Origin of the sequence: Actinobacillus indolicus, assembly GCF_004519515.1 — a bacterium.
In the GTDB taxonomy this organism is placed as follows: Bacteria; Pseudomonadota; Gammaproteobacteria; order Enterobacterales; family Pasteurellaceae; genus Glaesserella; species Glaesserella indolica_A.
In genome coordinates this window covers 935,180-947,500 of record NZ_CP038145.1, presented here as the reverse complement: position 1 = coordinate 947,500, position 12,321 = coordinate 935,180, and the positions used below count along the sequence as shown (strand labels likewise).

Annotated in this window: 10 protein-coding genes, 2 tRNA genes and 3 rRNA genes (1 of these 15 running past the window's edge); 9 read left to right on the top strand and 6 right to left on the bottom strand. The window is 43.9% G+C overall.

Annotated elements, in window-relative coordinates; genetic code table 11:
- The 7 genes from EXH44_RS04555 to EXH44_RS04525 form a co-directional block, all read left to right on the top strand.
- Positions 1-2,325, top strand: a 23S ribosomal RNA gene (locus EXH44_RS04555); it begins 571 nt to the left of the window's first position.
- A 150-nt stretch (positions 2,326-2,475) separates the two neighbouring features.
- Positions 2,476-2,591: ribosomal RNA gene (gene rrf / locus EXH44_RS04550) — 5S ribosomal RNA — on the top strand.
- A gap of 51 nt (positions 2,592-2,642) precedes the next feature.
- Positions 2,643-2,758: ribosomal RNA gene (rrf, locus tag EXH44_RS04545) — 5S ribosomal RNA — on the top strand.
- 11 nt (positions 2,759-2,769) lie between these two features.
- Positions 2,770-2,846: transfer RNA gene (locus EXH44_RS04540), tRNA-Asp, on the top strand.
- 50 nt (positions 2,847-2,896) lie between these two features.
- Positions 2,897-2,972 (top strand) — tRNA-Trp (locus EXH44_RS04535).
- Between the two features lie 118 nt (positions 2,973-3,090).
- Positions 3,091-3,984 carry a site-specific tyrosine recombinase XerD gene (gene xerD, locus EXH44_RS04530; protein WP_162856461.1) on the top strand — a complete coding sequence of 298 codons (894 nt, stop codon included), beginning with the start codon at positions 3,091-3,093 and terminating at the stop codon, positions 3,982-3,984.
- Between the two features lies 1 nt (position 3,985).
- Positions 3,986-4,279, top strand: a complete 294-nt coding sequence (locus tag EXH44_RS04525) for a DUF5389 family protein (RefSeq protein WP_162856460.1) — start codon at positions 3,986-3,988, stop codon at positions 4,277-4,279.
- 19 nt (positions 4,280-4,298) lie between these two features.
- Here the strand turns inward: EXH44_RS04525 and tilS are convergent, their stop codons facing one another.
- From tilS to proA, 5 genes are all read right to left on the bottom strand, one after another.
- Positions 4,299-5,567, bottom strand: a complete 1,269-nt coding sequence (gene tilS / locus EXH44_RS04520; protein WP_162856459.1) for a tRNA lysidine(34) synthetase TilS — start codon at positions 5,565-5,567, stop codon at positions 4,299-4,301.
- An 8-nt stretch (positions 5,568-5,575) separates the two neighbouring features.
- Positions 5,576-6,010, bottom strand: a complete 435-nt coding sequence (dtd, locus tag EXH44_RS04515; RefSeq protein ID WP_162856458.1) for a D-aminoacyl-tRNA deacylase — start codon at positions 6,008-6,010, stop codon at positions 5,576-5,578.
- On the bottom strand, positions 6,007-6,855 hold the full coding sequence (locus tag EXH44_RS04510; RefSeq protein ID WP_162856457.1) for a virulence factor BrkB family protein: 849 nt from the start codon (positions 6,853-6,855) through the stop codon (positions 6,007-6,009). The genes dtd and EXH44_RS04510 overlap by 4 nt, the downstream gene beginning before the upstream one ends.
- Before the next feature lie 97 nt (positions 6,856-6,952).
- Positions 6,953-7,759 (bottom strand): 5'-nucleotidase, lipoprotein e(P4) family, encoded by an 807-nt coding sequence (locus tag EXH44_RS04505; RefSeq protein WP_162856456.1) that lies wholly within the window; start codon positions 7,757-7,759, stop codon positions 6,953-6,955.
- A 47-nt stretch (positions 7,760-7,806) separates the two neighbouring features.
- Entirely contained in the window at positions 7,807-9,057 is a 1,251-nt protein-coding gene (gene proA, locus EXH44_RS04500; protein ID WP_162856455.1) for a glutamate-5-semialdehyde dehydrogenase, read from the bottom strand.
- Between the two features lie 97 nt (positions 9,058-9,154).
- On the opposite strand from proA, the gene mutL reads away from it, so the two are divergent.
- Together mutL and cpdA are read left to right on the top strand one after the other, a co-directional pair.
- Complete coding sequence (gene mutL / locus EXH44_RS04495; protein WP_162856454.1) at positions 9,155-11,002, top strand: DNA mismatch repair endonuclease MutL; 1,848 nt, start codon at positions 9,155-9,157, stop codon at positions 11,000-11,002.
- A gap of 135 nt (positions 11,003-11,137) precedes the next feature.
- The gene (gene cpdA, locus EXH44_RS04490; RefSeq protein ID WP_162857526.1) at positions 11,138-11,965 is read left to right on the top strand and encodes a 3',5'-cyclic-AMP phosphodiesterase; all 828 of its coding nucleotides are present in this window, start codon (positions 11,138-11,140) and stop codon (positions 11,963-11,965) included.
- Positions 11,966-12,002: 37 nt separating this feature from the next.
- Here cpdA and EXH44_RS04485 read toward each other — a convergent pair whose 3' ends face one another.
- Positions 12,003-12,296, bottom strand: a complete 294-nt coding sequence (locus EXH44_RS04485) for a YfcZ/YiiS family protein (RefSeq protein ID WP_162856453.1) — start codon at positions 12,294-12,296, stop codon at positions 12,003-12,005.
- Between the last annotated feature and the right edge of the window lie 25 nt (positions 12,297-12,321).

The following is a 12,321-nucleotide window of genomic DNA, read 5'->3' as shown; positions in this document are numbered from 1 at the left end:
AATGGGTCAGCGACTTATATTTTGTAGCGAGGTTAACTGAATAAGGGAGCCGAAGGGAAACCGAGTCTTAACTGGGCGGATAGTTGCAAGGTATAGACCCGAAACCCGGTGATCTAGCCATGGGCAGGTTGAAGGTTGGGTAACACTAACTGGAGGACCGAACCGACTAATGTTGAAAAATTAGCGGATGACTTGTGGCTGGGGGTGAAAGGCCAATCAAACCGGGAGATAGCTGGTTCTCCCCGAAATCTATTTAGGTAGAGCCTTGAGCGGACACCTTCGGGGGTAGAGCACTGTTTCGGCTAGGGGTCCATCCCGGATTACCAACCCGATGCAAACTGCGAATACCGAAGAGTGATACTCAGGAGACACACGGTGGGTGCTAACGTCCATCGTGGAGAGGGAAACAACCCAGACCGCCAGCTAAGGTCCCAAAGTCTATATTAAGTGGGAAACGAAGTGGGAAGGCTTAGACAGCTAGGATGTTGGCTTAGAAGCAGCCATCATTTAAAGAAAGCGTAATAGCTCACTAGTCGAGTCGGCCTGCGCGGAAGATGTAACGGGGCTAAAATATAGCACCGAAGCTGCGGCATCAGTAGAAATACTGTTGGGTAGGGGAGCGTTGTGTAAGCGGATGAAGATGGATTGAGAAGTCTGTTGGACGTATCACAAGTGCGAATGCTGACATAAGTAACGATAAAACGAGTGAAAAACTCGTTCGCCGGAAGACCAAGGGTTCCTGTCCAACGTTAATCGGGGCAGGGTGAGTCGGCCCCTAAGGCGAGGCTGAAAAGCGTAGTCGATGGGAAACGGGTTAATATTCCCGTACTTGTCTTCATTGCGATGTGGGGACGGAGAAGGTTAGGTTAGCAGACTGTTGGATGTCTGTTTAAGTTGGTAGGTGGGGAGCTTAGGCAAATCCGGGCTCCTACTAACACTGAGAGATGATGACGAGTCTCTACGGAGATGAAGTAACTGATACCACGCTTCCAGGAAAAGCCACTAAGCTTCAGATGAAGATAAACCGTACTGAAAACCGACACAGGTGGTCAGGTAGAGAATACTCAGGCGCTTGAGAGAACTCGGGTGAAGGAACTAGGCAAAATAGCACCGTAACTTCGGGAGAAGGTGCGCTGGCGTAGGTTGTAGGGATTTACTCCCGAAGGCTGAACCAGTCGAAGATACCAGCTGGCTGCAACTGTTTATTAAAAACACAGCACTCTGCAAACACGAAAGTGGACGTATAGGGTGTGATGCCTGCCCGGTGCTGGAAGGTTAATTGATGGTGTTATCGAAAGAGAAGCTCCTGATCGAAGCCCCAGTAAACGGCGGCCGTAACTATAACGGTCCTAAGGTAGCGAAATTCCTTGTCGGGTAAGTTCCGACCTGCACGAATGGCATAATGATGGCCAGGCTGTCTCCACCCGAGACTCAGTGAAATTGAAATCGCCGTGAAGATGCGGTGTACCCGCGGCTAGACGGAAAGACCCCGTGAACCTTTACTATAGCTTGACACTGAACATTGAATTTTGATGTGTAGGATAGGTGGGAGCCTTTGAAGCAGTCACGCCAGTGATTGTGGAGGCGTCCTTGAAATACCACCCTTTAACGTTTGATGTTCTAACGAAGATTGCGGAACGCGGTCTCGGACAGTGTCTGGTGGGTAGTTTGACTGGGGCGGTCTCCTCCCAAAGAGTAACGGAGGAGCACGAAGGTTTGCTAATCACGGTCGGACATCGTGAGGTTAGTGCAATGGTATAAGCAAGCTTAACTGCGAGACAGACAAGTCGAGCAGGTGCGAAAGCAGGTCATAGTGATCCGGTGGTTCTGAATGGAAGGGCCATCGCTCAACGGATAAAAGGTACTCCGGGGATAACAGGCTGATACCGCCCAAGAGTTCATATCGACGGCGGTGTTTGGCACCTCGATGTCGGCTCATCACATCCTGGGGCTGAAGTAGGTCCCAAGGGTATGGCTGTTCGCCATTTAAAGTGGTACGCGAGCTGGGTTTAGAACGTCGTGAGACAGTTCGGTCCCTATCTGCCGTGGGCGTTGGATGATTGAGAGGGGCTGCTCCTAGTACGAGAGGACCGGAGTGGACGCATCACTGGTGTTCCAGTTGTCTCGCCAGAGGCATTGCTGGGTAGCTACATGCGGAAGAGATAAGTGCTGAAAGCATCTAAGCACGAAACTTGCCTCAAGATGAGTCATCCCAGTCTATAAGACTGTAAGGGTTGTTGGAGACTACGACGTAGATAGGCACGGTGTGTAAGTGTAGTGATACATTGAGCTAACGTGTACTAATTGCCCGAGAGGCTTAACTATACAACCTCAAGCGTTTTTGAAGAAGAAGCGCAAGAGAGTTGAAAGCTGAATAAAAGCAACAAACTAACTAAACAAAATAAAGACACTCAGAGCAGCTTGTTTCGAAATGAAAGAACAGACAATAAGATAGAGAAAGTCATCAAAGATTTTCCTGATGGCCATAGTGCTGTGGTCCCACCTGATTCCATCCCGAACTCAGAAGTGAAACGCAGTAACGCCGATGGTAGTGTGGGGTTTCCCCATGTGAGAGTAGGGCACCATCAGGGTTTTATTAACTTAGTTCATTACATTAGTGAACTAACTTAATAAAAGAATTTATTGGCAACTATAGTGCTGTGGTCCCACCTGATTCCATCCCGAACTCAGAAGTGAAACGCAGTAACGCCGATGGTAGTGTGGGGTTTCCCCATGTGAGAGTAGGGCATTGCCAATTACCCAATTTGCGGAGCGGTAGTTCAGCTGGTTAGAATACCTGCCTGTCACGCAGGGGGTCGCGGGTTCGAGTCCCGTCCGTTCCGCCACTTATTTAAGAGCGAGTTAGATACTCGCTTTAGCTATATATGATTTATATAGGGGCGTAGTTCAATTGGTAGAGCACCGGTCTCCAAAACCGGGTGTTGGGAGTTCGAGCCTCTCCGCCCCTGCCATTATTAGAGGAACCGATTAGTGAAAGCTAATCGGTTTTTTCGTTTTAGCTATCTTTTAAATACTTTCTGACTTTTATGTTAGAATTTTGCAAATTTTGATAACAATCCTACCGCTTGTATGAAACAGCTTGATCCTATTATTGAACAATTTCTAGATACACTGTGGCAAGAACATGGTTTATCAGAAAATACAGTGACATCCTATCGTCTGGATTTAGAAAGTTTTTCTCAATGGCTTTCTGAGCCTAAAGCCTTTTTAACGATAGATTACGCTGACCTTCAAACTTTTTTAGGTGAAAGAGTAGAGCAAGGTTATAAAGCGACAAGCTCATCTCGAATGTTAAGTTGTTTACGCAAATTCTTCCGTTTTCTGTATTTAGAAAATTATCGTGATGATGATCCGACGGCAACGCTGGCATCACCACGTAAACCTGCCCATTTACCTAAGTCATTGAGTGAAGAACAGGTGTTGGATTTACTGAATATACCTAATACCAATGATCCTTTAGAGCTTCGAGATAAGGCGATGTTAGAATTGCTTTATGCAACGGGTTTACGTGTGACAGAGCTCGTTTCTTTAACATTAGATAATCTGAGTTTAAGACAAGGGCTTGTGCGTATCATTGGTAAAGGTGATAAGGAACGTTTAGTGCCTTTGGGAGAAGAGGCGAGTTATTGGATTCAGCAGTTCTTTGAATATGGACGTAGTACGTTATTAAATGGCTCTCAATCGGATGTGGTTTTTCCAAGCCGATTAGGTAATCAGATGACACGTCAGACATTTTGGCATCGTATTAAGCACTACGCATTGTTAGCGGGCATTGATAGTGATAAGCTCTCTCCCCACGTGTTACGCCACGCATTTGCCACACATTTAGTTAATCACGGTGCAGATTTACGTGTTGTACAGATGTTACTTGGACATAGTGATCTTTCTACCACACAAATTTATACCCAAGTAGCGAAAGCTCGTTTAAAATCATTACATCAACAGTTTCACCCAAGGGGATAATATGCAACAAGGTTTTTCAAAATTTAGTTGGGCATTGGCACTTTTCTGTTTACCCAGTACATTATGGCCACTTGCCTTATTGGTTTCACCAAAGTTTTCAGATAATCCAAATTTAACGCCAAGCCAAATTGATTGGTTTTCAACGGCATTTTGGATTTACCCTTTCGTGTTATTAGCCATTTCAGGCATTTTATATAAGTTACATCAATCAAAAAAAGGGCTGGCTAGCGGATTATTAACGCTAGGTTTTCTCGCTTTTTATGGATTAGTTTTCTATATTTTCCACAGTTTATAGAAAAAACGGAAAATCCCATTTATCTCTTTATCATTTCAACGAATATTTCACCGTAGAAAATCAACGGCACACGTCCCCGTAACCACACGGGGATACAATTTTCCTGCCAAATTTTTTTCATCTCTTCTCGATGGGTTTTTCCGTAACACTGCACTTTGCTTGGATAGCGGTTGGTTAGGCGAAGTGGGGTTTGTTGTAACGCTTCTGGCAATAACAAGCGGTGAGATTTGCCTGATATTTTGTAAATAATCTCTGTGCCGTTGCGTTGAACAATGCCAAGCGAAGCGGGCAGTTGAATTTCTTCACTTTGCGGTGGCAGTTCCAACTCAAAATCATCTATCTCTGCTTGAATAGGGGTAATGAAGATCTGCTGTTGGTAACGGCGAATAAGATGTTGTTCAAGTTTGACCTGCGGATTTTTATCGGCTTTTGCCAAAATGAGATGTTGGATAATCTGTTCTAGTTGAGCCACGCTTGGCATTGCAAGGTGAGCCTGTGCCAGCCACAAACGGACAAGCTGTTGTTGCTTTAACAAAGAAAAATGCTCAAAGCCGGTGATGTCTAAACCGCCATTTTGTAGCCGACTAGCCAGTTCGGGGTGTAGCAATTCTTCAATCAGTTGTTGTTGCTCGGCACAATGTTGGCTTGAGCGTGCCACCATTTGATTAAACTGTTGCCAACGTTGATTGAGCAAAGGTAACGCTGTTTGACGTAGGAAATTGCGGTCAAAATCGGTGTTGAAGTTGCTTTCATCTTCAATCCATTCCAGTTGATGTTGTTCAGCATAAGCGAGAATGTCGGTTTTATTGAAGCTGAGAAGCGGTCGGAAAATCGCAATATTTTGCCAAAAACTGACCGCTTGCATTGCCCCTAGTCCTTGAATACCGCTTCCTCTTTTTAATGCAAGGAAAAAGGTTTCAACTTGATCGTCAAGATGATGTGCAGTTGCCAACATTTCACTCAGTTGAATATGCTGTTGAATGGCTTGATAGCGTGCTGTTCGAGCATTGGCTTCCAGCCCTTGCTGGCCTTGTACTTGAACCTTGCAGACAGTCAAAGGGATTGCCCACTGTTCACAAAGCTGTTCACAGAATGTTGCCCAGCTATCTGCATTTGGGCTTAAGCCGTGATGGATATGAATTGCCCTGAGTTTAAGGCTAAGGGCTTGTCGGGCCTGTGCGAACAGATGCAGTAAGACTACCGAGTCCACCCCACCGCTTAAACCGATGAAGAAAGCGGTCTGATTAGGGCAATGTTTTGCAAGTTGTTGCTGGAACTGTTGGTACATTGCCGTGCCTATACTTGTAGCCAAAAGGTGACAGGCCCGTCGTTCTGTAAGCTGACCTGCATATCGGCAGCAAACTGTCCTGTTTGGGTATGGATTTTGAGTGCCGCTTGCTGATGAAAATAGTCGTAAAGTGCTTGAGCAAGTGCTGGAGTTGCCCCACGAGAGAAACTCGGGCGTAGGCCTTTTTGGGTATCGGCGGCAAGGGTAAATTGGGATACGACTAATAAACTTCCCCCTGCTTGCTGAACGTTTAGGTTCATTTTGCCTTGTTCATCGGCAAAGATACGATAGTTCAAGACTTTTTCCAGTAAGCGATCTGCCTTAGCCTGATCGTCACCTTGCTCAACACCTAATAATACTAATAGTCCCGTTGAAATTTCGCCGACCGTTTGGTTATCCACTTCCACTTTCGCCCATTTTACTCGTTGAATTAATCCGATCATTCTCTGTTCTCCGTTAATGGATTTGCTAATTCGCCTGCTTTGATCATTTCCATATCTTTTAATACGGAAGCAAATTGTCCCCCTAATAACACCACTCGCCAGCTTAGGTGGATCCAAACAATCATAATCGGAATGGTGGCTAACGCACCATAAATTGCTTGATACGACGGAAACGTTGCGATATACCAAATGAAAATTTGTTTACCTAGAGTAAAGAAAACGCCAGCAAATAAAGCGCCTAATGTCGCATGTTTAAATTTTACTTTAGTATTCGGCACAATCAGATAAGTTAAAGTAAACATCAGCCAAGTAAGTAAAAAGGGGACAAATTGGAGAAGATGATGGCTAAAAGAAAACAGCCCGTCTTGGCTAAACATTTCTAAAGAGAAAATATAAGAACTGATGGCTATACTAGCACCAGCAAAGAGAGGACCAAAAATCAGGACCGCTAAATAGATCCCAAAGGAAAGGATAGTTGGGCGTTTTTTCGTATTATGCCAAATTTCATTAAAGGCATTATCAATGCTCGAAATCAACATCACCGCCACCACGACTAAACCGATGATACTGATGATCCCCATTTTTTTTGAGTTATCGACAAACATCTCAAGATATTGCTGAACCATATCCCCTGCACTTGGGGCAAAGTTATCGTACACCAGTTCTTTTAACTGTGTGGTGGCTTGTTCAAAAATCGGTAATAGCGTAAATATCGAAAACACCACCATAATTAATGGTACAAGGGACAGTAAAGATGTATAAGTGAGATACCCAGAATAAATCGCAATTTTGTTTTGTTGGAAGCGATAAACAAAGAGTTTCAAAAAAAAGAGAAGTTGTGCCATGTCATTTTTCCTCCAAAATGGAGGAAAAGTTTAACATAGAATTGAAATGAGATAAAAAGAGAGCCTATCAATAAAGATAGGCTACACATATCAAGGATTATTTTCCATCCCAAGCTTTAATCGCATCATGACGAATTTTGATTCGGCTTTGTGCATCACCTTTATAGTAATCTTTGTCTAAACCGCCTTCCCAATCACCATAATTTGGATTTGGTAGGACGATAAATTTATTACCAAAGGCTTTACTATTGGCATCTACAAAGGCTTTACGTTCGGCGTTGGATTTTTTATAGGTAGCATCACCAAAATCATTTAGGTTATCGCCGATATAAAGCACAATCTCATACCCTTGTTTCTCAATTTCTTCAAAACGAGGGGTTTTATTTGATTTGTCTTTACGTAAATAGAGTGTCTCTTCACTCACTCCAGTAAAGCCAAGTTTTTTCATATCATCAATAGTGCCTGCTTTTTCATTTGCATCTTTACGGTTAGATACATAGAACACTTTTCCGCCGTGTGCATTCACATAATTGTTGAACTCAACCGCACCCGCAATGGCGCCTGTTTGGCGAGCATCGACCCAGCGAGTCCAATCTTTGCTGTCAAAAGCTTTGTTGTTTTTGATTTGCCAACCTGCGTAAGCGCTGTTATCCATCATCGTTTCGTCTAGATCAACGGCAACCGCTTTTTTCTTCCCTTTCTTCACTTTGGCTTTATCAAAAGCAATCTGAGCAATATTAAAAGCTTGATAAGCTAATGCTTGATATTCCCCTGATTGTTGAACCCAGTTTACACCTAAAACAGCGTGTTGTTGTAATTGGGCATCGCCTTCTACTTTTTGTGTGCAAGCAGAAAGTGCTAATGCGGAAAGTATCGTGGTGATAGTAAGTTTGTTTAGCTTCATTGATGTTTCTCCTTTTGTATAAATGAACGATGACGATACTAGCCTGATTAGCTTCTCGTCAAATAATCCCCTTCACACACCCATTTATAAGTTGTGAGTGCTTCTAGCCCCATAGGTCCACGGGCATGTAGTTTTTGGGTGCTGACCGCCACTTCTGCACCTAAGCCAAATTGTGCCCCGTCGGTAAAACGAGTGCTGGCGTTAATATATACCGCCGCCGCATCGACCTGTTGAACGAACTGGCGAGCCAAAGCATAGTTACTGGTTAAAATCCCTTCGGAATGTTGGCTACCATAGGTACGAATATGCTCAATCGCTTGCTGAATACCATCTACAACCACCACACTTAAGTCTAACGACAGCCACTCTTGACGTAATTTTGCTTGATCAAGCGGTTGGATTTGCGGATTATTTTGCAGATCTTCAGAAAAATCATCGCTATGCAATGTCACTTTCAATTTGCAAAGATGTTCGGCAAGTTTCGGTAAAAACTGATCTGCAATCGCCTTATCGACCAATAAAGTTTCAAGGGTGTTACAAGTACTTGGGCGTTGGGTTTTCGCATTGGCAATCACATTCAGCGAACGCTCTAAATCCGCACTGGCTTCCACATACAGGTGACACACCCCGATACCGCCGACAATCACTGGGATAGTTGAATTTTCCTTGCAGAACTGATGTAAACCAGCCCCACCACGCGGAATAACCATATCAATGAACTGATCCAACTTGAGCAATTCGAGCAATAAAGCACGGTCAGGATCAGTGACGGCTTGCACCGCTAATTTCGGTAATCCTGCCTGCTCTAGGGCAGATTGTACGACTTCAACCAAAATCGCATTGGTAAATTTCGTTTCTTTACCGCCTCTTAAAATCACCGCATTACCCGTTTTTAAACAAAGCGAAGCAACATCAATGGTCACATTCGGACGAGCTTCATAAATGGTTAAAATCACCCCTAACGGCACTCGTTGGCGTTCGATTTTCAACCCACTATCCAACACACCGCCGTCAATCACCTGCCCGACAGGGTCGGCAAGGCTTGCGACGTTTCGTACATCATTTGCAATCCCACGAATACGCTCAGGTGTTAGCAACAAGCGGTCGATTATCGCCTCTGAAATCCCTTGCGATTTAGCATAATCAATATCCTTCGCATTGACCGCTAAAATCTCATCAGTACGCTGTTCCAACGCATCGGCAATGGCGAATAGGGCTTGGTTCTTTTGAACATTGCCAAACTGTGCTAACTCAAAGCTCGCTTGTTTGGCTAGTTTTGCAATTTCAATCATTGTCATAGGAAATTCTCATCAAAAAATAATGGCGATTGTAGCACAGCTTGAAATTTTTTTAGGGGGTGAAATGTGCTAAAGTAATATTATTGATTTTTAACCTATGAATGATGAGCCAATGAAGCCTTTAATCCAAATCCTACCGCCCCAACTCGCTAACCAAATTGCCGCAGGCGAAGTGGTAGAGCGTCCTGCGTCTGTGGTTAAAGAGCTGGTGGAAAACAGTTTGGACGCAGGGGCGACACAAATTCAGATCGATATTGAGAAAGGCGGATCGCAGTTGATCCGTATTCGAGATAACGGCTGTGGGATCGGTAAGCAAGATCTGGCTTTAGCTTTGGCTCGTCACGCCACCAGTAAAATTGCTACCCTTGAAGATCTGGAAAGTATTTTAAGTCTGGGTTTTCGTGGCGAAGCCTTAGCCAGTATCAGCTCGGTGTCCCGTTTAACGCTCACTTCTCGCCCCGAATATCAGGCAGAAGCGTGGCAAGCCTACGCACAAGGGCGTGAAATGGAGGTTGAAATCAAGCCTGCTTCTCACCCTGTCGGCACGACTATTGAAGTGGCTAACTTGTTCTTCAATACCCCTGCTCGCCGTAAATTTTTGCGTACCGATAAAACCGAATTTGCCCATATTGATGAAGTGGTTCGCCGTATTGCATTGGCAAAACCGAATGTGACTTTTACGCTGACCCATAATGAGAAAAAAGTGCGTTACTACAAAGCGGTGGCGACACAACAGCTTGAACAGCAACAAAAACGGGTTGCAACGATTTGCGGTGATGAGTTTATTCAGCAGTCGGTACACATTGATTGGCAACACGACGATCTACATATTTACGGCTGGGTCGGCTCGCCAAGTTTAGCGAGAGTTCAAAACGATCTCTGTTACAGCTATGTCAATGGGCGAATGATGCGAGATAAAACGATCAACCACGCTATTCGCCAAGCCTATGGGGAACGGTTGCCGAAGGATCATTACCCTGCTTTTGTGCTATTTTTAGATCTTGACCCGAGCCACATTGATGTCAATGTTCACCCTGCAAAACACGAAGTGCGTTTTCATCAAAGTCGCTTAGTCCACGATTTCATCTATCAAGGTGTTTTGAATGCCCTTGAAGATCAACATCATTTACCGCTGAAAACGAATGTCAGTGAAGCATTGCCGAATTATATTGCCGACACCAACCGTGTGGCTTCGGGGCAGAATATTTTTGCTCACCACTATCGTGAGCCAAGTTCGGCTTCATCAACTTACAGCGAACGTCCGAATTACAACCACTCTCGTTCATCAGGGGTAAGCAAAAGCGAACAGAAGTGGTATGGCGAATTGCTTTCTACATCGCCTATGCAAGACTATAAGCGGTCAGAACCCGTTCAAAATTTGCCAAAAACCGCCAAGATCACACCGCTTGTTGAACCGATAGCCGAGCCGGTCACGCCCTATGCCCAAGCCTTAGCGGTAGTGAAACAGAAAGCATTGTTGATGAAACAGGGCGAAACCTTTTATCTGCTTTCCCTTGAAAAATTGGCTCAATTAAAACTACAAGCTGAGTTAGCCAAAGGGGAAAATCAGGCTCTGTTGATACCGCTAAGTTTAACCCTTGATGAACAGCAAACAGCATCTTGGCAACAACTGCAAACCGCTTTGGCAGACTTGGGTTTTGATATTCAAACAAAACAGTGGCAAGGGCAAACTCGCCTTACCATTCAAAAAGTCCCAACTTGTTTACGCGAACAAAATCTGCAACAACTGCTGTTTAGCCTATTCAATCAACAAGCGGTCGATTGTGCCGAGTTTTTTGCAAAAAATGCGACTTATCCAACCGCTAGCAGTTTGAGCGAAGCGGTGGCGTTATTGGCGGAGATTGAAGTGTTGCCGAAAGGGAAAGCGATGTTAGAGATGCTAAGAGTTGAAGTAGATTTTTCCCCATACCTAGAATTAGCTTAAAAATCATCAAATAAACGTAAATTTTTGTGAAAAATGTGGCGTGTTCCACATTTTTTTATTTTGCTTAATGACAAGGTGTGGGAAATGAGTAGAGTAGCCTTCGTTTGATAAATTTTTATGAGAGTGTTTGATATTATGGATGATAGTTACACATTTCCCCTGAAATCCCCAATAGTGCGTATTTTACAAATTACAGATCCGCATTTATTTGCATCTGATGATGGCGAACTATTAGGGGTAAATACAACACAAAGCTTTCAAGCGGTATTAAACGCAATTGAACAGGATCTTTTCGATTATGATTTTATTTTGGCAACGGGAGATCTTGTGCAAGATCATAATCGAGAGGCATATCATCGTTTTACAAAGATGGTGAAGCCTTTAGCAAAACCTATCTTCTGGGTGGAAGGTAATCACGATTTACAGCCACAGATGCGCAATGCGCTTTCTCTTTATGCCCAAATGCAACCTGAAAAACATATTTTAGCAGGGGATTTTTGGCAGGTGATTTTGTTAGATAGTCACATAGAAGGCGTGCCAGGTGGGGCTTTGAGTACATCACAGTTGGATTTTCTCAAAGCAAAATTAGAGACTTATCCTGAGCGTTATAGTTTGATTGTTTTGCACCACAATATTTTACCTACCAATTCGGCATGGTTAGATCAACATAGTTTGGCTAATGCGGATCAGTTAGCGGAAATACTAAAACCCTATCCTAAAGCAAAAGCAATTTTACACGGGCATATTCATCAGGAAGTAGATAAATTGTGGAAGGGGTATCGTGTACTGGCAACCCCATCGACCTGTATTCAATTTAAGCCAAATTGCGATAATTTCACTTTAGATCCTGTGCCACAAGGTTGGCGAGAGATCTGTTTAAATCTGGATGGTTCGATTGACACGCGCGTCAAGCGGTTAGATTGTAACGATTTTTTACCAAATTTTAATGCCTTGGGGTATTAAGTAAATAGCTTAGCGGGTAAGGCTAAGCTATTTTGTTTTAGCGTAACTTCATCTGAAAAATCACCGCTTCCGCTTGGCAACTAAATAAGAATTTCGCTTGTAACAAAAAGCCATCTTCGGTTTGGCGGATTTGGCTACTGATGTCGCACGGATCGCTTTCAACTTCTCTTGCTTTTGCTGTTAATGTAGCTAGTCCTTGTTCTGCGTCTGCTTGAGTTGGATAGACAAGGGCTAATTCAATGGTGCTGTCCGCATTGTCAAACATAGACGTGCTACTTGGTTTGCAAATGCCACCACAACAATCGGCTTGGTCACTAAAGGTTTTTGACATATTTACTCCTTGATATTTTGAAATT